This is a genomic window from Levilactobacillus suantsaiihabitans (genome assembly GCF_004745505.1).
In the GTDB taxonomy this organism is placed as follows: Bacteria; Bacillota; Bacilli; order Lactobacillales; family Lactobacillaceae; genus Levilactobacillus; species Levilactobacillus suantsaiihabitans.
Genome location: NZ_RKLX01000001.1, coordinates 260,370 through 287,346, shown reverse-complemented (window position 1 = coordinate 287,346; position 26,977 = coordinate 260,370). Strand labels below are relative to the sequence as shown.

The following is a 26,977-nucleotide window of genomic DNA, read 5'->3' as shown; positions in this document are numbered from 1 at the left end:
ACGTGCGCCAACAGGCAGCCGGTTCAGCTTAAAACTGCTAACCGGCTGATCGCCTGTTGACGCACTCTCTTTTTATTCAAGCTGTTTGACCAATTTCGGATTGTAGACCAGTTTCTGGATGTGCTTGGTGATCTGGCCCATCCGCGGAAAGCCGCTAAAGCCGCTCTGGCCGTTGCCGTGGGTCATGATGACCAGCACGTAGCGTTGGCCGTTGGGCAGGGTGACGATGCCGGCGTCGTTGTTGGTATCGGCGAGCCAGCCGACCTTATCAGCGACGACCGTTCCCTTGGTGGCCGCGGCCGCACCGGCGGGAATGCCGTCACGGTAGACCTGTTGCTTCATCAGCGACAGTAACCAAGTGCGGTTGTGGGCGTTATTAAATGGTGCCTCGGCCCGAGCCAATTTGACCAAAATTTTACGCAGACTAGTCGCCGTTGTGGTGGCCTCGTTGCCGGCGACAAAGGTCGGTGAGTAGAGCCCTTCGCTGGCCAGGTAGGCGTTGATGCCGTCGAGGCCATAGGTATCCAAGATGCTTTCCGGAAAATCATTGGCGCTGTTGACGATCATTCGGTGGAAGCCGTCTTGATTGGTGGTCGTCCAGGTGTAAGCGTGCTGTTGCGTGAGGTGGAACAGGTAGGCCGCAATGAACAGTTTGTAGGTGCTGGCCGAGACCTCCGGCGTGTGCGCGTTGGCGGAAGTCGCCAGTTTGCCGCGCTGGTAGAACTGTTTGGCCACGGCTGATTGTGCAGAGTGACTGCCAGATACAGCGCCTAAATTGTAAAAACTGACGCTGGTATTGCCGTCAGCGGTAACGTGTTTCAAGTATGTATGGAGCTGTTTTTTGACGTGCCGCTGTTGGCGGGTAATCTGCCGGCTAGTAGCGGGTTGATGAGGGGTGACGGCTTGGGCCTGTGAGGTATTCTTCTGGCGCGCTTGAACGCTGAAGATACCGGTAAAGCCCAGAATTACAATGGCCGCCGCCATGACAACGATACGGTATTTGAATAAGAGTTGACCGAGGGGGGCGGTCCGAGCATGTTTCATTGGCATATGATCACTTCTTTTGGGGTTGGTCTTCTGAACTAATTAATGGTTTTAATTATACGCCCATTTTGCGATGGCGTATACGTGAAAATGAAGGGGTGGCAAAATAACTGTCCCGGCCAGCCGGCATTGGGTGAGGGGGGTCAGCAATCGATTCGGCCGAAAGCGGCTAGGTCACTAATCCAATTCGGAGATGAGTGACCTAGCCGCTTTTAATGCGCACTGCTTGTCGCCGCCCGCATTACACTTCTTGAACCAGCCCGTCAAAGAACCGCTTCAACGAGGTCTTGCCGCCGGTCGTGCGGGTGCCCTCCAGCAGCAACATTTCACTACGCACGTTTTTGTACTCGTACAGGGTATTGGCGTATTCGACCACGATTTCGTCGCCCATACCGTCCAGACTGATGTTGGCCAGGTTGGTCAGGCCCGTCTTGATGGCGCGGCGAATGCGTTGGAACATGATCTTCTTTTCCCGGTCGTCGATGTGGTAGGCGGCGTTGAAGTCGATTTCGCGAAAGCTCAGGTTTTGGTCGAGCATGATCTGGGCCACCGCCAGGATGTCGGAGGAGCCCGCCTCGGAGGTGATGCCCAGGAAACGTAGAATAGAAAGAATCTTTTCCTTTTGTTGTTGCTTCTGATCCACGACCGGGGCCGTGGCGACCGCACCGCCGCCGACCAGCGACTGGATGTTATTGAGCTTGGTGGCCATCTGCACGCTTTGGGCGACCTTTTCGACTACGGTCTTCACCTCGATAACGTTGATGGGTTTATCAATGAAGAATTCAATGCCTGCTTCATAGGCTTCGGCACGCAGATCGCTGTCCTTGACCTGAGAAATCATGATGGCGCGCAACGCGGGTTTGAGCGCCTTGAGCTTCTTGACCAGTTCAATGCCGGAAATACCCGGCATCAAGAGGTCGGCCAAGACAATGTCCACGTCCATCAGCATGATGTCGGCCAGGGCCTTTTTGGCGTCGTGGGCAATGCCGACCACCGTATTGTCGGGGTTCTTTTCTAGGATTTGACGCAGAATCATGGGAATCGAGGGGTCGTCATCAACAATGTAGAAATTCATTAGGCATCTGCCTCCTGTTCTAAGCGTTTTTTACTGAGTTTCACGGCAAAATTCGTCCCCTTGCCCAGCTCGGAATCGACGTGAATGTCGCCGTCAAATTGTTCTTGGGCAATGATCTTCACGTGCGACAAGCCAATGCCGCGGTAGACGTCGCCGTTTTCATTGAACTTGGTGGTAAAGCCGGGCTGAAAGATCATGGCCAGCGTGTCGGGGTCCATACCACTGGCGTTGTCACTGACGTTAAGCAAGATGTCGTTGCCGCGGTCCACGACGCTGACCACCACGGTGCCGCTGGGCTGGTCCGCCATGGCGTCGACGCTGTTGAAAATCAGATTGGATAAAATCGAGACCAGGTAGTAATGGTTGGGCACCATCAGATCCACGTGGTTGTGGACCTCAATCGTCACGTTAGGAAACTTGGGCTTGATGGATTCCCGGATGTAGTCGGTCGTGACCTTAAGGATATCTGCGAGCTGCATGGCCGTATCGTGGTCGTCATTGAAATAATCGCCCAGGCCGCGAATCACGTTTTGATAATCCTTCTTGATCTCATGAACGTCGCGGGCAATTTGGAGGGCCTTATCGCGTTCGGCCTCACTGACGTTGGCCTGTTGCAGGTCCTGATTCAGGGTGTAGGCGTTCTTCATGACGTTTTCAATCTCGCTGATGTTTTTGCGCATGAAGTAGACTTCGCTGTTGACGGCCGAGGCAACCCAGATGAAATGGTAGTAGCGCTGTTCATGGTTTTCCTGACGCAGCATCAGTTGGAAGTAATGGTAGAGAAAGGCCAACAGGCAACTGACGGTGCTGCGAATCAGGGCGGTGACGAAGAGAATTTGAAAGAGTTGGTAGGTGTAGTGCGCAAAGCCGGTGAGCAGGCTGACTTCCAAGAGGTTGGCGACGTAATCGCAGAGCACGATGGTTAGGAAAAAGGTCGTGTTGCTTCGTTGGCCGCGACGCCAGTACAACAGGTAATATAGCAGGCCGTAACAGAGGTAAAATGCCATGTCGGCCAAAATATAAATGACGTTATCGTGCGAATTCACGTCGTGGCTGATGAACAGCAACAGCCCACGAAACACGGGTGAGGCGATGGCCACCGCTACCGTAAGCGAGATGGGGTTGAAGTCGCGGTTGAAGTACAAGATGACCGGCAGGATGAAGACGGACAGGGTGACGATGAATCCTGGGGCATATGTTTGAAAATTCACTTGCGAGGCTAAAGCAATACAAACCGCGGATAGCAAGATGCGCTGGTAACGCTCGTGGGTAAAGAAACGGGACTGCTTAAACATGAATTGGACTCCTTAGAAAAAGTTTTAACAAAGTTTTGAAGCTCTGTGAAGTTTTATGAAACCGCTTACTATACTTATGATTGTAAATAACAAAGGAGGAACTTACAATGTTTAATCTTCGTAATCGTAGCTTTTTAACTTTATTGGACTACACCCCTAAGGAAATGGGCTTCTTACTGCAATTGGCAGAAGACTTGAAGAAGGCCAAATACGCCGGGACGGAACAACAAAAATTAACGGGTAAGAACATTGCGTTGATCTTCGAAAAGAGTTCCACGCGGACGCGCTGTGCCTTTGAAGTCGGTGCGCACGACCAAGGCGCCCACGTCACTTACTTAGGACCAACCGGGACCCAAATGGGCAAGAAGGAATCCGCTGCAGATACAGCTCGCGTGTTGGGCGGTATGTACGACGGGATTGAATATCGTGGGTTCTCCCAACGGACGGTCGAAACGTTAGCCAAGTATTCCGGCGTGCCGGTTTGGAACGGCTTGACCGATGAAGACCACCCGACTCAAGTGCTGGCGGACTTCTTGACGGCTAAAGAAGTACTGAAGAAAAACTACAGTGACATTCACTTTACTTATGTGGGTGATGGCCGCAACAACGTGGCCAACGCCTTGATGATCGGTGGCGCAATCATGGGGATGACCTTCCACCTGGTTTGCCCAAAGGCCTTAAAGCCAACTAAGGAACTGCGGGACAAGGTCAACGCCATTGCGGCCAAGACCGGAGCGGACATCTTGATCACCGATGACATCGACGAAGGGGTTAAGGGCTCTGACGTGCTCTACACCGACGTTTGGGTCTCCATGGGTGAACCAGATTCCGTTTGGAAAGAACGGATCGAACTGTTGTCACCATACCAAATCAACAGCGAAATGATGAAGAAGACGGGCAACCCGAACGTGATCTTTGAACACTGCCTGCCGTCCTTCCACAACGCCGAAACCGGTGTGGGTAAGGAAATCGCTGACAAGTACGGCATCACCGAAATGGAAGTGACCGACGAAGTCTTTGAAAGCGATGCTTCGGTCGTCTTCCAAGAAGCTGAAAACCGGATGCACACCATTAAAGCAGTGATGGTCGCAACCTTAGGCGAATAATCGGAGGCAGACACATGGCTAAAATCGTAGTGGCTCTAGGCGGTAACGCCTTGGGCAAATCTCCAGAAGAACAATTAAACTTGGTGAAGCACACGGCCAAGTCCTTGATTGGCCTGGTAGCGGCCGGCCATAAGGTGGTCATCAGCCACGGTAACGGTCCGCAAGTCGGGGCCATCAACTTGGGCATGAACTTTGCCGCCGAACACGGCCAGACTGCGGCCTTCCCATTCCCGGAATGTGGGGCCATGAGTCAAGGTTACATTGGCTATCATTTGCAACAAAGCTTGCACAATGAGCTCCACCGCCAGGGCATTCAAAAGGATGTCGCTTCGGTGGTCACCCAGGTCGAAGTCGACGAGAGCGACCCGGCCTTTGACCACCCGACCAAGCCAGTGGGTTCCTTCTACAGCAAGGAAGCGGCCGACCAGATCGTGGCCGAGAAGGGCTACACCTTTGTGGAAGACGCTGGCCGCGGGTATCGGCAAGTGGTGCCGTCACCGTTGCCAAAGTCGATCATTGAAATCAAGAGCATCAACGACTTGATTGAAAATGACAACTTGGTCATCGCTGGTGGCGGAGGCGGGGTGCCCGTCGTGACTACGGCAGACGGCCTTAAGGGCGTGCCAGCCGTGATCGACAAGGACCGCTCCAGTGCTCTGTTGGCCGCTAACATTTCGGCAGACCAACTGATTATTTTGACCGCCGTGGACGATGTGTACGTCAACTACGGCAAGCCAGAACAACAAGCACTGCGGGAATTGTCTAGTCAAGACGCGCAACGCTACATTGACGAAGGTCAGTTTGCGCCCGGCAGTATGTTACCGAAGATCGAGGCCTGCCTGGGCTTCGTAGCTGGCGGTAACGGACGGACGGCCCTGATCACGTCACTCGATCACCTCGACGATGCCTTAGCGGGCAAGGTCGGGACGTTGATCAAAGCTTAAGTCATTAAATTAACGGAACGTGGTCCAATTGTGCGGAGATGTTGGTGACACCCGTTCTTGGACCACGTTTTGTGTTGGCTAAGCCATCAATCACTTTAAGGGGTGAACTTAATGGATGCATCAGTAGAACCAAAGCCGAAGAAGAAATTCAAATTACGGATGCCCGGCGCGTTTGTGATCTTATTCATTCTGACCATCGTCGCCGTCATTGCGACCTGGGTCATTCCGGCCGGCTCATATTCTAAGCTATCATACAGTGGGTCGCAGCTTCAAATCTCGCGGCCATCCGGGAAAACGGTCAAGGTCCCGGCAACCCAAGAACAGCTGGATAAGCTGGGCGTTAAGATCAACATCAAGGAATTTACGTCCGGTGGCATCACCCAAGAAGTCTCGATTCCCAATACGTACCACCGGCTGAAACAACGGCCGGCTGGTCTGGGCGCCATTACCAGTAGTATGGTGCGCGGGACCATCGAGGCCGTGGACATCATGGTATTTATCTTCGTCTTAGGGGGCCTAATTGGCGTGGTTAAAGCCAGTGGGGCCTTCGAATCCGGCTTGATGGCCTTGACGAAAAAGACCAAGGGCCACGAATTTATGTTGATTTTCCTGGTTTCCATCCTGATGGTCCTCGGGGGTACGCTCTGTGGGATTGAAGAAGAGGCCGTGGCCTTTTACCCAATTCTGGTGCCTATCTTCATTGCGATGGGCTACGACTCGATCGTCTGTGTGGGGGCCATCTTCCTCTCCAGTTCGGTCGGGACGGCCTTCTCGACCATCAACCCGTTCTCCGTCGTAATCGCGTCAAACGCGGCCGGTATCAACTTTACCGAGGGAATCAGTTGGCGGATCGGGGGGTTGGTCGTCGCCGCCATCTTCGTGATTTTCTACCTGCACTGGTACAGCAAGAAGGTCAAGGCAACGCCGTCGTTCTCCTACACTTACGAGGACAAGAGTTCCTTTGATAAAATGTGGTCCGTGGCCTCCGATGACACCAGTAATCAAGCCTTTACGCTGCGCAAGAAGATCATCTTGATCCTGTTCGTCATCACGTTCCCCATCATGGTGTGGGGCGTTATGTCACAGGGCTGGTGGTTCCCAACCATGGCCTCGTCATTCCTGCTCTTCGCGATTATCATTATGTTCATGACCGCTACCGGGAAATATGGTATCGGTGAAAAGGGCGTCGTGGATGCCTTTACGAACGGTGCGGCCAGTCTGGTCGGGGTTTCTCTGATCATCGGGCTCGCGCGGGGCATCAACCTGGTCATGAACGAAGGGATGATCTCGGATACCATCCTGCAATACTCGTCATCACTGGTGGCACACGTGAGTGGTTCGGTCTTCATCATCGTTATGATGCTGATCTTCTTCGTCTTGGGCTTCATCGTGCCATCCTCCTCTGGCTTGGCTGTGCTGGCGATGCCAATCTTCGCGCCATTGGCCGATACGGTCGACATTCCGCGGTTCGCCGTGGTAACGGCCTACCAATTCGGGCAATACGCGATGCTCTTCTTGGCTCCAACCGGCTTGGTCATGGCCACCCTGCAGATGTTAGACATGAAATACTCGCACTGGTTCAAATTCGTTTGGCCAGTCGTCGCGTTCGTGTTGGTCTTCGGTGGCGCCATCCTGGTGATGGAAGTCATGTTCAGCTAGGATTACTGCCAACTAAAATTGGTGAAACCAGGTGCCTGCGTCAGGCTAGGGTGGGGCCTGCTCTGGGGAACACCTCCAGCCTGGGAAGCGGTCTTCCGGTTCGCTTGAAAGCCTGGCAAAAATCACCAGTCTCTCAAGTCGTCCCGCGCTGTAGGCTGAGACAAGACCTCAGCCAACACCGCCGACACAGCTGGCTCCACCCTGGCTGCCTCCGGCAAGGTTGACGGTTATCAGTAACGGCGGGTCGGCCGGTGGCTAGCTGACAGCCTAGTGGTTACCAGTCAACGCTGATTGGTGAACGGTAGGCAGCCATTTTCCACTATGATGCAGTGAACAACTAAGCCTAACGTCATGAGTTGTATTGCAACAGTGTTTCTAGCATTCAGCTTGAGTCGCCAACTATCACAGCAGAACGATTTGAATCAACGGGAAAGGTCGACTTGCGGGTCGGCCTTTTTGATGTGGGCGTAAGCTTAGGCCGGAATCGAGAAAAATTTATTAAATAAATCACGCGCCACCACCAATAAAAACTGATAAACTAAATATATCGACAAAAATAAAGCGGTTACATAATTTCAAGGAGGATTTAGACATGAAGTATCGGCATTTAGGTAAATCAGGGTTGCGCGTCAGTGAATTAGCGTTGGGCAGTTGGATGACGGACGTTAGCGACGGTGCCAAGCAGGACCTGGCGGCGCAGAGCATCAAGTTGGCCTATGAAAAGGGCATCAACTTCTTTGACTGCGCGGACGCCTACAGTGGTGGCGCGGCCGAACGGTTCTTGGGCAAGACGCTCAAGCAATTTCCGCGCAAGGAACTGGTCGTCTCCAGTAAGGTCTTCTTCCCGACTGGCGATGGCGTCAACGACCGCGGTCTGTCGCGCAAGCACATCACGGAATCCGTGAACCAATCGCTGACAAACCTACAGACGGACTACTTGGACCTGTACTTCTGTCACCGGTTTGACCCGGAAACGCCACTGGCAGAGACCCTGAGTACCCTGAGCGGCTTGGTCGATCAGGGGAAGATTTTGTATTACGGTGTCAGCGAATGGCGGCCAATTCAGATTCTTGAGGCGCAACTAATTATTCAGGAACGGGGCCTGCACCCAATGACAGTGGTTCAGCCGCAATACAACATGTTCGACCGCTACATCGAACACGAACTGCTGGACGTTTGCGAAAAATTAGGCTTGGGTGTCGTGCCATTTTCGCCGCTGTCTCAAGGTTTGTTGACGGGTAAATACCGCAAGGGCCAACCGATTCCGGCCGGTTCACGGGCCACGTACCAAGGCCAGATCAAGGCGTTACTGACCGATGACAACCTGGACAAGGTGGAGGCGCTAATCAAGATGGCCAAGGAATTAGACACCGACCTGGCCACGTTTGCCTTGGCCTGGGGCTTGCGTGATTCCCGAATCTCCAGTCTGATTACTGGTGCCAGCAAGCCGGCGCAGTTGCAAAATAACTTGAAGGCACTGGACTTAGAGATTCCGGCTGAGTATGACCAACGAATCAATCAGTTATTTGGGTTTAAGAAGTTCTCGCGGCAAATCGGCTAGAGTGGGCTTCTGGCCTCGCGTGTGGTATCCTTATTAATCGTAAGCCCCCGCGCAAACGGGGAAAGGGAGGGACCACTTTGGCATTAACGACCGCCAAAAATTATTTATTACTGACTGAACGCATCGACAAGCGGCCCATGCTGCGGACCCGGTTCACGACACAGGCCTACTTGGTTTTGGCCGCTGTCTTGGACTTGGTGGACCAGGGCATCTTGGCCGCAAATGCTGGGCAGATGACGATTGCCGATGCGACGCGGTTTGACCAGTTGCCACAGTACTTGAACGCCTTTAAGATTCGGCTGACGGGTGATTTGGCCCAAGATTCGCAGCTGAAGACGGCGTTGAAATTGGTCACCAGTTGGGATATCGTCAATGCGCTTTACGACGGCATTGGCGCCGAGACGCTAGCGGAGCAGACCACCGAACGGGTGATTTTCCAAAATAACCTGAAGCCCCACGTCATCTATGAACCCACAGCTGCGAGTCGCCAGACCGTTATCACGGCACTGAAACAGCAGCTGCTGAGCGCCCGGCCAACCACCGCAGCGGTGAATCTGTATCTGATTCTCGCCCAACAAGGCGCGCTGGCCTGGCTGTATTCGGCCGATGAAGTGGCGCAACTGCAGGCAGCCGCCGTCCAGCACACCGACTGGGGGAAGGTTCAAGACCTGGTCAGTTTAGCGGCTGAGATTATCCAAGCGAAAAAATTTGAAATGGACGGTTGGCTGAGTTAAGGGCAGTTGGTCGTCAAGTGAGGGCCCTTCGTTAAAATAACGAGGGACTCTTTTTTGCGCCACTGAATCGTTCAGAAGGTTGATAAATCAACAAATTACCCCATTGGACGGTATCCTTATTAACTGAACAATTATGCAGGTTAGGCTTGTTTTAGCTTGGCGCGCGACCTATGATGGAATTGTGAAGTAATTCTCAAAAGGAGATGGGTGGCATGTCATTAACGATTGCTGCTTTACGAGAAGCGCCGGGAGAAAACCGGGTCGCCCTCTCGCCAGAAGTCGTGCGTAAATTGGTAAAAGGTGAGTTTCAAGTCCTGATCGAAACGGGGGCTGGCGACCGGTCCTTCTATCCGGACGCCGTCTTTGAGGCCGCGGGGGCCAAGATTTGTGACCGCCAAGCCGCGATTCAAGGCGCGGATGTGTTGGCCACGATTGGGCAACCCGGCAAGGACGTCGTCGATCAGCTGAAGGCCGGCCAGACCTTGTTAGGGTTGTTACAACCACTGACGGATCTGGACTATGTGCAGGAGCTCGCAGCCAAGAAAGTCAATGCGTTGGCCTTTGAACTACTGCCCCGGACCGTGTCGCGGGCCCAGACCATGGATGTCTTGAGCTCGCAAGCCAGTGTGGCCGGGTACAAGGCCGCGTTGCTGGCGGCCGACCGGTTTTCACGGTATTTACCCATGATGATCACGGCCGCCGGAACCGCCAAACCTACCAAGGTGTTGGTCCTGGGGACCGGGGTAGCTGGCCTACAAGCCATCGGGACGGCCAAGCGGCTGGGCGCGATGGTGTCGGGCTATGACATTCGACCGGCCTCTCGTGGTGAAGTGGAATCGCTGGGAGCCACTTTTTTGACGACCTCCGTTTCCGCCACTGGTGAAGGCGGGTACGCGCGCGCCTTGACGCCAGAAGAAACGGCGCAACAACAGGCTGAGTTAGCCGCCTTCATTGCGCAAAACGACGTCATCATCACGACGGCGCAGGTTCCCGGACGGCGGCCACCGCTGCTGGTCACCCAGAAGTCCGTGGATGCGGCCAAGGCCGGTACCTTGTTCATTGACTTGGCAGCCAGCGCCCTCGGTGGCAACGTGGCCGGGTCCCAACCGGACAAGACGGTGACGACGGCCCAGCAGGCCCAGATCATCGGCGCCGGGGATATGGCCAGCCAGTTGCCCGCCTCCGCCTCGGATATGTTTGCTAAGAACGTTCAGGCGGTCTTAACTGCCATCGTTCAGGACGGTAAATTGGTTTTGGACGTGGACGATGAGGTGATTGGTGAGCTGTTGGCCACGACTAATGGTGAAATTATCAGCAGTCGGGTTCGCGACGCGCTGAAATTGCCGGCGCGCCCAGCGGCTAAGCCAGCAGAATCAACCGAAACCAAAGGAGTTGATTAGGCATGAGTCAGGAATTATTTACGAATTTAGCCATTTTTGTTCTCAGTCTATTAGTGGGATTCGAAGTCATGAGTAAGATTCCCGCAACCTTGCAAACGCCCATGATGTCTGGGGCCAACGCGATTCACGGCGTGGTCGTGGTCGGGGCCTTTGTCATTGCCGCGGAAGCCAACAGTGCGCTATTTTATGTGCTGGCCTTTCTCGGGGCCTTCTTTGCCGCAGTCAACGTGGCTGGTGGTTACACCGTGACCGACCGGATGTTGGGCATGTTTGACCGGAAACCGGCCGCGAAGAAGGGGGAGGCTGAGCAGAAATGAGTGCGCTACAAACAGTTTCAGCGTTAATTTATTTGGTTTCGGCGGTCTGCTACGTCTTAGGGGTCCACTTGATGCGTTCGCCTAAGACGGCCCGGCGGGGGAATGGCCTCTCTGCCGTGGGGATGTTTCTCGCCGTTATTACAATTATTGTGACGATTGTGGTCGAGGGCAAGATTGATGCCATTGGCTGGATTGTCTTATTGCTGGGCCTGGCACTGGGGATCCTTTACGGGGTCGTCAAAGCACGCAAGGTGCCGATGACCGACGTACCCCAGCTGGTCAGTCTCTTCAACGCCGTTGGTGGTGGCGCGGCCGCCACGATTGGGATCTTCGACTACCTGTTGAAGGGTGACGGCGCTAACCTGAGCGTGGCCTTCTCGCTACCAGTCTTACTGGACGTCATCATCGGGGGCATCACGTTCTCCGGGTCACTGATTGCGACGGGCAAGCTGTCCGGTCACGTTTCCGGGAAGCCCATCAGTTTTCCGGGCGCCCGGCTGCTAAACATCGTCGTGGTCCTGGCCATCCTGGTCTCGGCCTACCTGATGATCGGCTTGCCGACCAATGTTTGGTACGTCACGCTGGCGTTAGCGATGAGTCTGGTCTTTGGCTTGCTGATGACCTTGCCAATTGGTGGGGCGGACATGCCCGTGGTCGTGTCGCTGTTAAACGCCTTCACCGGATTGGCCGTGGCCTTTGCCGGTTTTGTCATTAACAACCAAGTCCTGATCATTGCCGGGGCCTTAGTCGGGGCCGCCGGAACCATTTTGACCTTACAAATGGCCGATGCCATGAACCGTTCCGTGGCCAACATCTTGGCTGGAGGCTTTGGGACGGGCGATAGCGACGGTGGCGTCGCTGCGGCCGATGTGCCCGTCGATGTGAAGGAGACTTCCGCCGACGACATTGGCCTGCAACTGGCCTACGCCCACAGCGTCATGATCGTGCCAGGCTACGGGTTAGCCGCCGCGCAAGCCCAACACGAGGTTGCCGAATTGGCCAAGGTCTTGACGGACCAAGGCATCGTCGTCAACTACGCGATTCACCCGGTTGCCGGGCGGATGCCGGGGCACATGAACGTGCTGCTGGCCGATGTCAACGTGCCGTATGACCAAATGAAGCAGTTGGATGACGCCAACCCACTGTTTGAGAGCACCGACGTGTCCTTGGTCATTGGGGCCAACGACGTCACGAACCCACTGGCCCGCGAAAGTGGCAACGCCATTTCCGGAATGCCAATCTTGGACGTCGACAAATCCAAGTCGGTCGTGGTTATCAAGCGGTCGATGAGTACCGGGTATGCCGGCGTGCAAAACCCACTGTTCGCCATGGACAACACGCAGATGTTCTTCTCCGATGCCAAGAAGGGGCTGCAAGAGATTGTGGCTGCGACGAAGCAGTATTTGGCGTAAACAAGAGTGGGCCAACTGGCGAGCATTCACGGTGCTAGGCTAGCAAAACTGGCAGCGCCGATGGTCAAATCTAAGGATTTCAGTGAAAAATCGCGTCTCAACAAAATTCGTCCTGGTCGACGAACGCTGTTGGGGCGCGTTTTTTATGCCCTGTTGTTCAAATTTTAGTGGTAGGAGGGTTGCCAGTCTTGTGTCCCCATGTTATAGTGTACTAGTAAAATATAACACTAGGGAGGTAGGACAAATGCAGTTCGATGATAAGGTGCCAATTTATTACCAAATCAAAAATTATCTTTATCATGAAATGATGACCGGTCAGCTGAAACCCGGGGATAAGTTGCCGGCAGTTCGCCAGCTAGCGGTCGATCTCACGGTCAACGTGAACACGGTGCAACGCGCACTCGGGGAAATGATTACGGAGGGTATTCTGGAGTCCAAGCGGGGCAAGGGCAACTTTGTCACGATGGATGAACCCCGGATTACCCAGTTAAAGGAGCACTTGGTCATGGAGCAGTTGGAGCGGGTCTACGAACAATTACATGCATTGAACTTAACCGATGAACAAATCATCGAGAGCTTGAAACGATTTATCGCCCAAAGGAGGCAGCAGAATGACTAATGTGTTAGCCATCGAACAACTCACTTACAAGCACAATTTGAAAACGATTTTGAATAATGTAGATTTGACCTTGCAGACGGGTAAAATCGTGGGCCTCCTGGGCGAAAACGGCGCGGGGAAGACCACGTTGATGCGGTTGGTGACGGGCAGTGCCAAAGGGTCTGGGACCATCGCCGTGTGTGGCGACAGTGTGGCTGCCCACCACAAGAGTCACGTCAGTTTCACCGAACAACTGCGGGGCTTCAAGAGCAACACTCGAGTGGACCGCGTCGCCAATTTTTATCGGCTGGTCTACCCGGATTTCGACGGCCAACGGTTTGAAGAGCTGGTCACCTTCCTGCAGATTGACACCAGCCTGAAACTGGGCGCGCTGTCCAAGGGGATGAAGGAAAAGGTCGTCATCGCCCTGACCTTGGCGCGGCAAACGCAGTTGTACCTGCTAGACGAACCCTTCAGTGGCATCGATTCCATGAGCCGCAAGAAGATTATTAGCAGTATTATCAAATGGAAGCCGGCCGACGCCACCATGGTCATTTCCGACCATTACGTGGCTGAGATTGCGCCGATTTTAGACGAGGTGGTCATCGTCAAGAACCAAACGATTTACGCCCATAAGGCTAGCGACGCCATTCGTGAAGAATTTGGCATTGGGATTGAAGCTTACTACGAGAGTTTGTATGAAGGGAGTGTCAGCCATGACTAGTTTTGGCAAAGTCTTTCAAGTGATGAGTCGCGAACGGTTCCGGACCACCAACAAAATCCTCTTGGCCGAACTGGCCGTGATGGCTGGAACGTTACTGTGGAGCGTGGTGACCCGCGGTATTCAAAGCGGCGAGTTCTTCGGCGTGGCAGCAGCTTGGTCGGGGCCGGCGTTCCTAGCGGCCTTTATCTTCATGAGTGTGGCCAACGAACACGTTTATACCCGCGACACTTACCGGTTGATTCCGATTGGGGAAACGAAATTATATCTCACGAATTTGTTATCATCCTTCTTGATGTTCCTGTACTTCGGTGTGATTCAGGTCGTGCTTTACGCCATCACCAGTACGATTGATGCCAAGTTCTTGAACAGCCTATTTGCAGATCTGATGGATCCTCGCTATCCGTTGGGTGAGGCCATCAAGGTTGTCATTGGCCTGGGGCTGATGGGGCTCGCGCTGGTCGTTCTCGGCTGGACGACGATTTCGCTGGTCCACCTGGTGGTCAGTGCCACCAACAACTTCCTGCCCAATGTCAGTCGACGGGCCATTGACACCGTGCTCTACATCATCGTCATCTACCTGGTCGTGCGCGTGGCGGCCTTCATGATGCATGAGTTCAATAACTTGAGCGACATGATGAGTGCTAGCGGTCAGACGCTGTTCGGCATGAACATTGTGGGCTTCCTGGTCATTGCGGCGATTGAAGCTGTCATCAACGTGGTCCTGCTGAAGAAGTGGGTTGAAACGATTCCGAATTAATCAGTGGAATAGAAATTGCTAAACGAGAGTGGAACGGCTGCCTTTTGGCGCACGTTTCGGCCATTTAAATTGACGCATAAGGGTCTGGGATGTTTTATCCCAGGCCCGTTTTTGTGGGTGAATGGTTTTTAAAGTGATGTTTGAAATTAGTGAAAAATTTTAAATTGCTGTGCATGTAACGAAAGTACGGAATCGGGTCTTCTTGTAGGACCATGCACAAGTTCAATAGAAATTATTTTCTAAAGAAACTAGATACGTGTGCGTCAGTACTAGGTATTCAATTTTTTTGAATGGAGTATCCATTTTTATTTGATTGAATATTCACAATATAAGCATAATAATAGGGCTGTACAAGAGATTGAAGCTTTAATTTATAAAAATTGTTCTTTGAAGGGAGTTGGAATAGAAGAAGTCAACAGAGCAATGAAAGCGCAACCATCGAATGGTGATTGATAATTGGTTATCAGCAAATCCAAAGAAAGAAGTGAATGTGAAATGGCTTTCAAGAGAATGTTTGATTCAGTTGAGTGTCACGAAGGTGAACCAATGCGGGTTATTACGAGTGGTGTGCCTACAATTCCTGGAGATTCTGTGTATGAGATGGAAGAATGGCTGAAGAAAAATGATGATCAAGTCCGTCTATTGATGCTACGCGAACCTAGAGGTATTCCAGCCACATGTGCAAACTTGATCGTGCCTGCTAAAAATCCCAAGGCCAAGGCAGGTTATATCATTATGGAACAAACGGAATATCCAATGATGAGTGGGGGCAATACAATTGCGGTTGCCACCGCCTTACTAGAAACTGGCCAAATTCCAATGACAGAACCAGTCAGTGAATTCGATTTGGAAGCGCCTGCTGGCTTGATTCACATTAAAGCTGACTGTAAAAACGGCAAAGTAACCCGTGTCACCTTTAAGAATGTTCCGGCCTTTCCAGTATACTTAGACAAAGAAATTGACGTACCACACTTAGGAAAGGTCAAAGTTGATATTGCTTGGGGTGGGATGTTCTATTGCTGTATTGATGCAACGCAATTCGAAGGCTTGCATCTGGTACCAGAAATGGGGAGTGAAATTGCTAAAATTTCCTCGTTAGTGACGACAGCAGCAATCGATCAATTGCCGGTTAACCACCCTGACTATCCAGGAGTTGGTATTACATTGTCAATGATGCATGAGCCATCAGATGATCCTGATGTTTATATGCGTACTTCCAACTGGTACCCAACTGGAAAAGTTGATTTTGATAAGCCAGAGACTTGGAAGGGTGCCTTAGACCGAGGTGTCTGTGGTACTGGGACTTGTGCCCTAATGTCGATTGAGCATGCCAAGGGACGCTTGAAATTAAATCAACCGTTCATTAACGAAGGTTTGCTAGGAATTCGATTTGAAGGTCGGGCCATTGAAGATACCGAGATCCACGGTCATAAAGCTATTGTGCCTACTGTGGGTGGACAATGCTGGATTTATGGATTTAACAAGTGGGTCTTGGATGATACGGATCCGTTCCAAAACGGCTTTACCATCGGTGATATTTGGTGAGCAATTAAAACCCTGATGGGAGGAGCGATGTTGTTTGGAACTATCAAAATTATCTTCGTTTAGAAAATGGCTAATGATTGGACTACTAGCATTCTTCGGTCGAGCGATTGCCAACGTTCCTTACTTACGCGAAGTGTATTATGATCAGATTATTAGTGCACTGCACATTACGAACACACAGCTGGGATTGCTGTCTAGTGCGGTAGGAATCGCTAGTTTAGTTGGTTACTTTTTTGGTGGCTTTTTGGCCGACAGAATTAGTTCGAAGAAAATGATTATGGTCTCTGGTGTTGTCGGGGGATTATTCTCTCTGTGGTACATGGCTCTGCCGTCTTTTCCCATTTTATTATTGATTCATGCTGTATTAGCCTTAGATGGTACGCTGATTTTCTGGGCAGCGTATGTCCGGATTATTCGGATATTAGGGGGTAGTGAAGGACAAGGGAAATATTATGGCTTTGCGGAAGGTATTCGTGCAGGGTTTGGTATTCTTCTTCCCATTACCACGACATTTATTTTGGCGCAATTTGTGAATGTTAAGCTGGGAATGAAGTCAGTCTTATTATTTTATGCAATTTGTTACTTTGCGACTAGTATCTTGGCAGCTTTCGTCTTGGTTGATGTTCGTGAAGATACCCAGCCAGATCAGCCGCAGGCCAAAATAACTAAGGCAGACTATGTTGCGCTATTAAAAACGCCAGGACTATGGCTAGTCTCGTTCTTAATTTTTGGCACTTACTTAGTCTTTTCACTTCAGTCGTACACGACGCCCTATTTGACAGGAATGGGAGTCTCAAATGGTGTTGTCAGTATGGTGGCAACGTTCCGCTCCTACGGGGTTGGTGTGATTGCTATGCCGCTGTTTGGAATCATGGCAGATAAGTGGCTGAAGTCCTCAGCCAAAGCTTGTGTGATTGGCATGACGTTGCTATTGCCATGTGCGCTAGCGATGCTATTTATCCCTAAGTCTGCACCAGTGGTTATCATCATAATGACCTTAGCTATTGGATTCTTAGCTAGTGGCACGCGCGGCGTTTACTATGCCACGCAAGATGAAGCACGGATTCCGGTTACGATGACGGGGACTGCAGCTGGCATCATTTCTACTATTGGATTTTTACCTGATGCATACGTCTTTACGCAAGTTGGTGCTTGGCTGGATAAGTATCCGGCTACGCAGGCTTATCATATGATTTGGATTTACATGGCAATCGGTTGTTTAATTGCCATCGCTGCTGGTGGGGGCATTTTGTGGCTAGCCCTTCATCAGGGAACCAAGGTTAAGTCTAACGTTCAGACGCAGGATGTTGCATAGTCAGTAAAAAGCACCACTCTAGATTTTCTAGGGTGATGCCTTTACTGGTTATGCAGGGATTGTGGCGAGGGAAACTTTGCTGCGAATCAACTGACCAAGGGGCTGAACAATATCTCGATGTGTCTGATCCTTGCTAGTTAGTCCGACTTTCAGTTTGAACGGACAGTCGATTAAGTCAGTGGAGAGAATACGCATGTCAGTGGTAATGAGCGATTCGGGAAGTAAGGAGACGGCCACACCAGCTTGTACCGCTGAAGCAATGTTATCCATCATGGTGCTTTTAAATACCACTTTAAAGTTAGCGTCAGTTTTTTTCAGACATCTTAAGGAGTAGTTATTCACAATGCAATTATCTGAGAATAGCGCAACTGGGAGGGATTGGGAAGCGTCAAGAGTTAGATCATGACTAGCTACCCAGAACATTTTCTCTTCCCAGAGGGGGTAATCGTCTGAATATTGCGGTTCCATAGCAACTAAGGAGATGTCAACTTTCCCTTCAGCCATTTGTTTCCGTAAGATACGGCTACGAGAGGCAACAATGTCAAAATTGTAATCGTTAAATTCTTGTTTGATTGTCGGATAGACTTTTTTGACGAGAAAGGCAACATAATCCGTGGGAACGCCAAGAGTGAGGGCGCCTTGCCAATCAGCATTGTTCAGCGAATTGAATGCGGAATCATTTAGCTCTAAGATTTGTTGGGCGTATTTATACAGCGTTTCACCGGCCTGAGTCAGTGTAAGGGTATCTTTTTCCCGAATAAAAAGGGGTTCGCCCACTTGCTCCTCCAATTTTTTGATCTGGGTACTGACAGAAGAGTGAGAACGGTAGACCATTTCAGCGGTCACATTAAACTTTTTAGTTTCAGCGGCAATGACGAAGGTATTCAAGTATTCGAGATTAAAGCGTTCTTGCATTCTATCAAATCCTTTTATGTTTTCGAGTTCCTTGTGCAAATCGTAGCATATAATCATTGCTACTTCAACGCTTAGTGAAAGCGTTTTAATTTATTGAACTCTAGGTTCATTATCATTTGATTGCCACTGAGCATGAGGAGCATATAATCGAAGATGGAAATACAAGTTAGGGATGCGCATCCGATAGCTGTATTGAGATTTAATTAATTTTGTGAATTCTTGAGCTACTAGGAGGAAATGAACATGACTGATATTCCAGAAAAAATGAGCGGTGTTTACTTAACGGGTAATGGTGGTTTTGATAAATTAGAGTACCGAGAAGATATTCCAGTGCCAACCCCTGAAGCCGGTGAAGTCTTGGTTAAAATCGGTGCAGCTGCGGTCAACAACACGGATGTTAATACGCGGACTGGTTGGTATAGTAAGAAGGTTAAAGAGGAAAGTAATGCCGGTGGCGTCAAAGGGTTCAAAGAAGACGTTCATGAAGATGGTACTTGGCTGGGTGAAGCCATGCATTTCCCACGTATCCAAGGGGCAGATGGCAGTGGCGTTATCGTTGCGGTTGGGGATGGTGTCAGTCCTGATCGAATTGGACAACGTGTCTTGATTCGGACGATGCAAGAGCTACCAGCTAGTGATGAGGGCTTGGAATGCATTACGTTTGGTTCTGAATGTGATGGTAGCTTTGCGGAATACACCAAGGCCTTGTCATCAGAAGCATTTGAAATTCATTCAGATCTAAGTGATGGAGAATTGGCGACTTTCCCATGTTCATATTCAACGGCAGAAAACTTAGTGGTTCGGGTTGGCGTGAACAAGGGTGACGTTGTTTTAGTCACCGGAGCTTCCGGCGGTGTTGGCTCAGCACTGGTTCAATTAGTTAAGATTCGTGGTGCTAAGGTCATTGCCGTTTGTGACCCAGGGCAAGAAGATCGGGTCAAGGGTTATGGCGCTGATGAGATTCTGCTACGTGGTGATAGCTTTGTTGAGAAGATTGGTAAGATGAAGGTTGACGTTGTTTTGGACATGGTTGCTGGTCCACAATGGCCGGAATTGTTGGAAGTCTTGAAGAAAGGCGGTAAATATGGTGTCGTTGGTGCTATTGGTGGGCCAATGGTGGACTTAGATGTACGTAACCTGTACTTGAAAGACTTGAGTTTATTCGGGAGCACCTATCAGACTAAAGAAGCCTTCACGAACTTAATTAGCTATATTGAGAAAGGTCAAATTAAGCCAGTCGTTGCTAAAGAATTTCCATTGAAGGATATCGTTGAAGCGCAAAAAGTCTTTCTGTCCAAGACGTTAGTCGGTAAGATTGTTTTGAACGTGAACCCTCAAAACTAGAAAAGATTAGCTGATGTTCAGAAAGGTGTAGGCATATGCGGCTCAAACAACGGCTTAAATTCATAGACCTCAAAGTGTTTTTAGTTCCAGCAGTTTTAGTTTTGTTGGTTATTGTAGCGGGGGTATTTTATCATAAGCAATTTGGACAATTGGTAAATGCAACCTTTCAATGGTCACAACGGTATTTCAGCTGGCTCTATGCATTGGTTACCTTTAGTTTTATCCCGTTTTGTGTGTGGGCAGCCTGGGGCAAGCAAGGTCAAATTCGGTTGGGGGGCAAGCAAGCTCAACCTAGTATGTCAATGGCAGCTTGGGTTTCGATTACGTTTACCTCAGGCATGGCTCTAGGCGTTGTCTTCTACGGTGTTAGCGAAGGTCTGACGAATTATATGACGCCGCCGCCCTTTACGCACTTACTGCCGCATAGTGCTGCCGCTGCCGAAACCGCACTACAGTATGTATACTTGCACTGGGGATTTCAGGCTTATGGTATTTACACGGCAGCGGGTCTGTGCTTCGCCTTTGCACTGTGGAATTTGAAACAGAAATTTGCGCTTAATTCGGCATTGCAGCCATTATTGCATGAACGAGCAAGTGGCTGGATGGGTCAGCTAGTCAATTGGTTGTGCCTATATGTCTTGGTGGCCTCACTGGGAACCAATGTTGGGTTAGGGACATTGCAGTTATCAACGGGATTTCGCTATATGACTAAGTTGGCAATTAAGCCGTTGGTGTTACAGATCCTTATCATTGCCATATTGGGCATAATCGGTATCTACGCGGCCTGTTCCGGTATTCACCGGGGTATCAAGTTAGTCAGTAACATTAACATGAGTGTTTTCGCAACGTTACTGGCTTGGGCGTTTATCTTTGGTGGATCCGTATTCATCTTAAATAATACGTTGTCTTCAATTGGCGGCTATCTGAAGAATTTTGTTGAAATGGGATTATATTTAGAACCTGTGAAACAGACGGGATGGGTAGCCAAAAATACAATTTATTATTGGGCTTGGTGGACAACAGTAGCACCGATCACGGGCTTGTTTTTGGCTCGGTTGGCTAGGGGACGAACGATTCGTCAGTTTGTGTTGGTCAATTTGCTAGTGCCAGTTGGGTTCATCTTCATTTGGTTTGGAACGTTTGGTTCATCAGCCATTTTTACTCAGATGCATCATGTTGATATCTGGCGTGATCTGCAGACGCAAGGTTATCCGGTGGCATTCTTCGCTTACCTGAACACGTTACCTTGGGGAAAATTGGTGATGATTCTGGGATTGATTGCGGTGATTCTCTCATTCGTAACTCAGTACGAATCAATGATTTATTCCATTGCTGAGATGTCAGTAAATCAATCAGAGCTGTTGCCAAATGATCATCGGGTCAATTATCTGAAGATATTTTGGGGCATAGCGATATCATTGATGGGATTCATCCTGATTCAGTCAGGCGGGCTGACCACAGTTCAGACGTCGGTGGTTGTTCTTGGAATTCCGATTCTCTTGATTCTGGTTGCCTATGTTTTTGGGTTTGTCAAAGCAATCAGAAGGTATGATGAAACAATGCTTGCAATCAAGCGTGTGGACGACGCTAAAAACTAAATCGGCCTTGCCGCGGGCACCGGTAAGGCTGACATCAAAAACGACCACCGAGTTTTTTCTCGGTGGTCGTTTTCACGTATTGGTAAGTTGCTGCTAAATGTCTTGTAGCTGTTGCCGAATTGCTGGAATAGCTGCGCCAATAGCAACGGCATGATTGTTGACGGTACCGAGGCGGAGGTAGCTCTCCGTTTCCGGAAAGACAGAGCGCTGCTTGAGTCGTTGCTTGAGATCAGCTAGATTTTCCGCTGTTAAGTATTTCGTCAGATTTCCTGCGATAACCAGCGGAATGTCCACGAACATGTGCAGGTTGTAAATCGCTGCGGCCAGGTAATCTAGGTATTGGTCAAAGCGTTGGCTGACTGCCGGGACGCCTTGGGCAAGCTGATCAAAAAAGTCGGTACAGGATTCGTCCTCATGCAGGAGCGAGTGCAAAGAGCAGTACGTTTCAATGCAACCACGCCGCCCGCAATAGCAAACAGGCCCGTTGCTGGCATTGAGCGTAATGTGTTCCATGGTGCCATTCCGGCCGCTGGGGCTGTTCAACATGTGGCCGTTCACGATAACTGCTGTCCCGATGTGTTCACCAATCGAAAGGAAGATGCCGTCTGTGGGATGCTGGCTGTATTCAGCACGGGCTACGCAGTCGGCGTCATGGTAGAAGGTGACCGGGAAGGGGAGGTATTGCGCAAAGGTTGCGGCCTTCATGCCGGTACAATTAAGAATCTTGCCATAGAGAATCGTGGTGCCATCGCCGTCGATTAAGCCTTGAATACCGATACCGACGTGGGCAATCTGATTTTGACTAAAACCGTGTTCCTGGACCAATGTCAGGATGGCCTGTGCTAGGGCTTGGGCGTATTGATCATCGTTGGCAAAGTCCAAATTACTGGTTTGTAGAGCCATCACTTCATTTTTTAAGTTAAGTACGGCCAGTGTTGCCCGGTGCGCGAAAATTTCAACGCCGATACTCAGGCTGACGTTGGGATCAATCGAGTAGGCAGTCGCCCGGCGACCAATGAGTGATTTCAATTGTCCATTTTTCACGATTAATTTTTGCTCAGTTAATTTTTGCAAGTTAGAGCTAACCGTGGGGAGGCTCAAGTTCAGCTGATCCGCGATGTCTTGCTTAGATAATTTTTCATTGTCGTAGAGCAAATGGTAAATGTCTGAGTAGTTGGAATGTTTGATGGATTGCATGTTACTGGTACTCATAGCTAACTCCTTTACATATTTTGTAGGTAACGATGGTGAGAATCCGACGTTAAGCGGCATCCTCAGACACAACCATCTGTTATTACCCTACAGTGTAGCACAAATTGGGCAGAAGAAAGTCGATTTGTAAAATAATGTAACCGCTATCTTTAGGAGGCCGTTTGCCAGTGATTTTGACAAATTAGCTATTGAAATAAATGATCAATTGAAATGAATTGGCAAATAATTTTCTTGATGGTATAGGACAAAAACAGCTAGCCAATCGACAATTCAGTTCAATTGGACTGATTGTGAAATGAATAATTATAGAGAAAAAGGATTGCGCCCGAAAACGTTTGCAGATATAATAGCAATCGAATTAGTTTTATAAAACGATTTTATAAAACAATGTGAGCAAACTTAGAGAGGTGCTTGTGGTGAAAAAGTATATTTCCTATGCGTTAGGAACGTTTGGTCATGATGCGTTTTACAATACGCTGAGTATTTACTTCATGATGTTTCTGACAAGTCAGCTGTTTACGAACAGCGGCGACGAAAAGATGGTCGGGATCGTGACCACGATGGTTGTCGTGATTCGGGTTGGTGAAATCATGTTTGACCCGATGATTGGGGGCATCGTTGATAATACGAATACCCGTTGGGGAAAATTCCGACCGTGGATCATGATTGGATCCGTGGTAGCGGCTATCGGCTTGGTCTTTCTGTTCTCAGACTACTTTGGTTTAGCCTGGAACAGTCCGATTTTTTACTTAGTCTTGGTAGCGATTACATTTTTGATGATCGATGTTTTCTATTCGTTTAGCGATATTGCGTTGTGGTCGATGTTGCCAGCCGTTAGCCTGGATAACCGGACCCGAACGAAATTTGGGACCGCTTCACGGATTGGGTCAACGTTGGGAGCACAAATCGTCATTGTCATTATTACACCGGCGATTCTGCTGTTTTCACATCTGATTTCTAAGGTGCCCTATGGTCAACAGACCCGTGCTGGTTGGACCGGGTACGTCTTGATTGTGGCCTTGTTGTGTGTGGGTGGTGCGCTGATTACCTGCCTGAACATCAAAGAAGAACATAATCTGATTCGGGCCAACGTGAAGCACACGACGGTATCCGATATTTTCCGGGCCATTGGTCACAATAAGCAATTGCTGTGGATGGCCGCCTCATACTTTCTATTTGCCTTCAGTTACGTGGTCACCAATTCGCTGTTGATGTATTACTTTACTTATCGATTGGGTAACGCAGCGGCCTATACTTGGGTTGGCGTCATCACGTGTATTCTCGGTGTCATTTCTGTGGGTCTATTCCCCACACTGGAAACGCTGATTCGCCGTCGGGCTATCTACATTGGTGGGATTGCCTTTATGCTGGTTGGGTACGTGATTTTCCTGCTAGCTGGGCAAAATCTCGGATTGGTCCTGCTGGCAGTATCGTTTTACTTCTTCCCTTACCCGTTGATTTTCTTGGCCACGCTGATGACGATTACCGACAGTGTCGAATATGGTCAGCTGGTTAATGGTGTCCGCAATGAATCCGTTACGCTATCAGTTCGGCCTTTGATCGATAAACTCGCTGGGGCTGCCTCTAACGGGATTGTGGGCATCGTCGCTGTTGTGGCGGGGATGACAGGTAATGCCAAGCCGTCTGATATTACGGCGGCTGGGGTCTCGCAATTTAACTTATTTATGTTCTACATTCCCATCGTCTTGCTGATTCTAGCGGCACTTCTGTTCTATTTCAAGGTCGATCTGACGGAAGCCAAGCACCAAAAGATTGTGGCAGAATTACAAAAGCGGTTGAAGCGGGATCAGACCCTGAAGGAGGCGGATTCAGAAGTTAATTAATTTACGAAAAATGAAAACGGTGTCAAAAAACCATTGACTTTTAAAAAGAATGGCATTATGCTTATTCACGAATTAAACAAAGTCGTTTTATAAAAAGACTTTGAAATTTAGGAGGAATTATTCATGGGTATTTTAGATCGCATGCGTTTGGATGGCAAAAAAGCCTACGTTACTGGTGGGGCTCAAGGTTTAGGCAAGGCCATGGCCACTGGGTTGGCTGAAGCCGGTGCGGATGTTGCCATTGTTGATATCAACATCGACAAGGCGCAAGAAACTGCCGCAGAAATTGCTAAGGCTACGGGCCAAAAGGCCATTGCTATTCAAACAGATGTTACGGATCCTGACCAAGTTCAAAACATGGTCGACACGGTCGTTAAGGAATTAGGTGGTTTGGATGCTGCATTCAACAACGCTGGGGTTTGCTTGAATGTGCCAGCCGAAAAGATGACCTTCGCCCAATGGCAAAAGGTTGTCAACCTGAACCTGAATGCAGTGTTCCTATGCTCCACGGCAGCTGGTCGTTACATGTTGAAGCAAGGCTCAGGTTCCATTGTGAACACGGCTTCCATGTCTGCACACATCGTTAACCGGCCACAACCACAATGCTCTTACAACGCAACCAAGGCCGGGGTTATTCAATTATCCAAGTCCTTAGCAATCGAATGGGCTAAGAAGGGTGTGCGGGTTAACACCATGAGTCCTGGTTACATGGGAACTGATTTGACTCTGAACTCCGAAGACTTGAAGCCATTGATCAAGACCTGGAATGACTGGGCACCACTTGGTCGTTTGGGTGAACCAAACGAATTACAAGGTATGGCCGTTTACTTGGCCGGTGATACTAGCAGCTTCTCAACCGGTGCCGACTACTTAGTTGATGGTGCCTTCACTGCATGGTAAATCGCTGTTGGTCCGTCGCTAGCTAGGCGTGTCAGTGAGCACGATATCGCGATGGACGATGAACAGAAATTTTAGGAAAAGAGAGGAACACCACTCATGAAGTATTTAATTGGGACTGACATCGGGACTTCCGGAACCAAGAGTATTCTAATGGATACTACCGGTAAACTGATTGCTCAGGATTTGGAAGAATATGACGTTTTGACGCCCCGACCACTGTGGGCTGAACAATGGCCAGATGTTTGGGACAAAGGCGTGCGCGATTCTATTCGCGCCGTTGTAAAAGCTAGCGGTGTCAATCCGGACGACATTAAGGGTATTGGGTTAAGCGGTTTGTACGGTGGTTCTGGCGTCCCCGTGGACAAGGACATGAATCCAGTACGGCCAGACTTAATTTGGATGGATCGCCGAGCGGCTAAAGAAACGGAATGGGTTAAAGCCAACGTTGATTTGAAACGGTTATCTGAAATTACCGGGAATGACGTTGTTGACCCTTACTACGGCTACACGAAGGTTTTGTGGATCAAGAATCATGAACCAGAAAACTGGAAGAAGACAGCGATGTTCTTGCCACCAAACAACTATGCCATTTACAAGTTGACCGGTGCGGTCTCAATTGATTACTCTGCTGCTGGTAATATTGGGGGATTTTTTGACATCAACACGGGGACCTGGTCCAAGGAAATGATGGACGCGATGGGTGTACCGATGGATAAGATGCCACAGAAGTTTGTGGATGCCACAGAAGTCGCTGGCCGACTAACGGCAGAAGCTGCGGCCGACTTAGGCCTGAACGAAGGCACGCCAGTCATTGCTGGTGGGGTCGACGTGGGTGCGGCTAATATCGGTATGGGTGTTTTGGAACCCGGTCGTTATGTTGCAGCCATCGGTTCTTCAATGAACGCGGCCTTGGTTAGCGAAAAGCCTATCAAGGGTCGGGGCATGATCGTTTGGCCATACCCTTACAAGTCACGCGAGTTGGTTTATAACTTTAGTGGTTCAGCAACTGCCGGAGCCATTACTAAGTGGTTCCGGGATAACTTCGGGGATGCCGAAGTTGCCGTTCAAAACCAGGGCGGTCATAACGCTTACGTAACCCTTGGTGAAGAGGCGAAGGATGTTCCGGCCGGCAGTCGTGGCTTGGTCGTCTTGCCTTACTTCATGGGTGAGCGGGCACCGGTATGGAACTCCGATGCTAAAGGGATGGTCTTCGGACTCTCACTAGTACACACGAAAGCCGATCTATTCCATGCCTTCCAAGAAGGGGTCTGCTACGCATTGCGGCACAGTATCGAAAGCACGGGTCGCGATTTAGGCGACTACATTGTGATCGCCGGTGGGGTCACCCACTCCAAGGATTGGGTCCAAATGTTTGCTGACGTTACGGGCTATGCCGTTCGGACGCCGGTCGATGATGCGGAAGCTAACCTGGGTGACGTGATGTTAGCTGGCTTGGCAACCGACACCTTGACCACCGATGAGGTTCAAAAATGGCAGGTCTTAGGTGAGAAAGTTGAGCCACGGGCTGCGCAACACGAGACTTACAACAAGTATTACCAATTATATCGGAACCTATACAAGGATTTAGGCAACGATATGCATGATCTATCAGTGATTTCGGGCATTGCGGAATCATAAATACATTGGGTTCAAAAACGGCTACCCCGGACACAGGTGG

At 50.1% G+C, this 26,977-nt stretch carries 23 protein-coding genes; 18 read left to right on the top strand and 5 right to left on the bottom strand.

The genetic code is table 11. The features are described from left to right. Positions 1 to 72: 72 nt before the first annotated feature. From EGT51_RS01330 to EGT51_RS01320, 3 genes are all read right to left on the bottom strand, one after another. Positions 73 to 1,050: a serine hydrolase gene (locus tag EGT51_RS01330; RefSeq protein ID WP_225428659.1), complete on the bottom strand. Its 978-nt coding sequence runs from the start codon at positions 1,048 to 1,050 to the stop codon at positions 73 to 75. A 235-nt stretch (positions 1,051 to 1,285) separates the two neighbouring features. Further along, entirely contained in the window at positions 1,286 to 2,119 is an 834-nt protein-coding gene (locus EGT51_RS01325; protein ID WP_135366993.1) for a DNA-binding domain-containing protein, read from the bottom strand. After that, entirely contained in the window at positions 2,119 to 3,414 is a 1,296-nt protein-coding gene (locus EGT51_RS01320) for a sensor histidine kinase (protein WP_135366992.1), read from the bottom strand. The genes EGT51_RS01325 and EGT51_RS01320 overlap by 1 nt, the downstream gene beginning before the upstream one ends. A gap of 107 nt (positions 3,415 to 3,521) precedes the next feature. On the opposite strand from EGT51_RS01320, the gene argF reads away from it, so the two are divergent. The 13 genes from argF to EGT51_RS01255 all read left to right on the top strand — a co-directional run bounded on the left by argF (position 3,522) and on the right by EGT51_RS01255 (position 17,486). Then, a complete protein-coding gene (argF, locus tag EGT51_RS01315; protein WP_135366991.1) occupies positions 3,522 to 4,520 on the top strand; it encodes an ornithine carbamoyltransferase in 999 nt (332 codons plus the stop codon). 14 nt (positions 4,521 to 4,534) lie between these two features. After that, positions 4,535 to 5,464: a carbamate kinase gene (arcC, locus tag EGT51_RS01310; RefSeq protein ID WP_135366990.1), complete on the top strand. Its 930-nt coding sequence runs from the start codon at positions 4,535 to 4,537 to the stop codon at positions 5,462 to 5,464. A 111-nt stretch (positions 5,465 to 5,575) separates the two neighbouring features. Continuing rightward, complete coding sequence (locus tag EGT51_RS01305; protein ID WP_135366989.1) at positions 5,576 to 7,123, top strand: YfcC family protein; 1,548 nt, start codon at positions 5,576 to 5,578, stop codon at positions 7,121 to 7,123. A 592-nt stretch (positions 7,124 to 7,715) separates the two neighbouring features. Continuing rightward, a complete protein-coding gene (locus EGT51_RS01300) occupies positions 7,716 to 8,684 on the top strand; it encodes an aldo/keto reductase family protein (protein WP_135366988.1) in 969 nt (322 codons plus the stop codon). 77 nt (positions 8,685 to 8,761) lie between these two features. Next, a complete protein-coding gene (locus tag EGT51_RS01295) occupies positions 8,762 to 9,418 on the top strand; it encodes a hypothetical protein (protein ID WP_135366987.1) in 657 nt (218 codons plus the stop codon). 212 nt (positions 9,419 to 9,630) lie between these two features. After that, complete coding sequence (locus tag EGT51_RS01290; RefSeq protein WP_135366986.1) at positions 9,631 to 10,818, top strand: NAD(P) transhydrogenase subunit alpha; 1,188 nt, start codon at positions 9,631 to 9,633, stop codon at positions 10,816 to 10,818. A gap of 2 nt (positions 10,819 to 10,820) precedes the next feature. Continuing rightward, positions 10,821 to 11,135 carry an NAD(P) transhydrogenase subunit alpha gene (locus tag EGT51_RS01285; protein WP_125575806.1) on the top strand — a complete coding sequence of 105 codons (315 nt, stop codon included), beginning with the start codon at positions 10,821 to 10,823 and terminating at the stop codon, positions 11,133 to 11,135. Next, positions 11,132 to 12,547 carry an NAD(P)(+) transhydrogenase (Re/Si-specific) subunit beta gene (locus EGT51_RS01280; RefSeq protein ID WP_135366985.1) on the top strand — a complete coding sequence of 472 codons (1,416 nt, stop codon included), beginning with the start codon at positions 11,132 to 11,134 and terminating at the stop codon, positions 12,545 to 12,547. The genes EGT51_RS01285 and EGT51_RS01280 overlap by 4 nt, the downstream gene beginning before the upstream one ends. A gap of 244 nt (positions 12,548 to 12,791) precedes the next feature. Then, entirely contained in the window at positions 12,792 to 13,166 is a 375-nt protein-coding gene (locus tag EGT51_RS01275) for a GntR family transcriptional regulator (protein WP_135366984.1), read from the top strand. Beyond that, positions 13,159 to 13,869, top strand: coding sequence for an ATP-binding cassette domain-containing protein (locus EGT51_RS01270; protein WP_135366983.1), 711 nt, complete (start codon positions 13,159 to 13,161; stop codon positions 13,867 to 13,869). The genes EGT51_RS01275 and EGT51_RS01270 overlap by 8 nt, the downstream gene beginning before the upstream one ends. Beyond that, positions 13,862 to 14,626, top strand: a complete 765-nt coding sequence (locus EGT51_RS01265; protein ID WP_135366982.1) for an ABC transporter permease — start codon at positions 13,862 to 13,864, stop codon at positions 14,624 to 14,626. Before EGT51_RS01270 ends, EGT51_RS01265 begins: the two co-directional genes overlap by 8 nt. Positions 14,627 to 15,121: 495 nt before the next feature. Then, a complete protein-coding gene (locus tag EGT51_RS01260) occupies positions 15,122 to 16,171 on the top strand; it encodes a proline racemase family protein (protein WP_135366981.1) in 1,050 nt (349 codons plus the stop codon). A 34-nt stretch (positions 16,172 to 16,205) separates the two neighbouring features. Further along, positions 16,206 to 17,486 carry an MFS transporter gene (locus tag EGT51_RS01255; protein WP_135366980.1) on the top strand — a complete coding sequence of 427 codons (1,281 nt, stop codon included), beginning with the start codon at positions 16,206 to 16,208 and terminating at the stop codon, positions 17,484 to 17,486. Between the two features lie 48 nt (positions 17,487 to 17,534). Here EGT51_RS01255 and EGT51_RS01250 read toward each other — a convergent pair whose 3' ends face one another. Then, entirely contained in the window at positions 17,535 to 18,401 is an 867-nt protein-coding gene (locus tag EGT51_RS01250; RefSeq protein WP_135366979.1) for a LysR family transcriptional regulator, read from the bottom strand. 243 nt (positions 18,402 to 18,644) lie between these two features. Between EGT51_RS01250 and EGT51_RS01245 the strand changes: the two genes are divergently transcribed. Beyond that, positions 18,645 to 19,745, top strand: coding sequence for an alcohol dehydrogenase family protein (locus EGT51_RS01245; protein ID WP_135366978.1), 1,101 nt, complete (start codon positions 18,645 to 18,647; stop codon positions 19,743 to 19,745). Between the two features lie 35 nt (positions 19,746 to 19,780). Next, positions 19,781 to 21,343: a BCCT family transporter gene (locus EGT51_RS01240; protein ID WP_135366977.1), complete on the top strand. Its 1,563-nt coding sequence runs from the start codon at positions 19,781 to 19,783 to the stop codon at positions 21,341 to 21,343. Between the two features lie 93 nt (positions 21,344 to 21,436). Here EGT51_RS01240 and EGT51_RS01235 read toward each other — a convergent pair whose 3' ends face one another. Further along, the gene (locus EGT51_RS01235; protein ID WP_135366976.1) at positions 21,437 to 22,555 is read right to left on the bottom strand and encodes an ROK family transcriptional regulator; all 1,119 of its coding nucleotides are present in this window, start codon (positions 22,553 to 22,555) and stop codon (positions 21,437 to 21,439) included. A gap of 416 nt (positions 22,556 to 22,971) precedes the next feature. Between EGT51_RS01235 and EGT51_RS01230 the strand changes: the two genes are divergently transcribed. The 3 genes from EGT51_RS01230 (at position 22,972) to EGT51_RS01220 (ending at position 26,937) form a co-directional block, all read left to right on the top strand. After that, on the top strand, positions 22,972 to 24,399 hold the full coding sequence (locus tag EGT51_RS01230; protein WP_135366975.1) for a glycoside-pentoside-hexuronide (GPH):cation symporter: 1,428 nt from the start codon (positions 22,972 to 22,974) through the stop codon (positions 24,397 to 24,399). 123 nt (positions 24,400 to 24,522) lie between these two features. Then, positions 24,523 to 25,299 carry an SDR family oxidoreductase gene (locus EGT51_RS01225; protein ID WP_135366974.1) on the top strand — a complete coding sequence of 259 codons (777 nt, stop codon included), beginning with the start codon at positions 24,523 to 24,525 and terminating at the stop codon, positions 25,297 to 25,299. A 96-nt stretch (positions 25,300 to 25,395) separates the two neighbouring features. After that, positions 25,396 to 26,937, top strand: a complete 1,542-nt coding sequence (locus tag EGT51_RS01220; RefSeq protein WP_135366973.1) for an FGGY-family carbohydrate kinase — start codon at positions 25,396 to 25,398, stop codon at positions 26,935 to 26,937. Positions 26,938 to 26,977 lie beyond the last annotated feature (40 nt).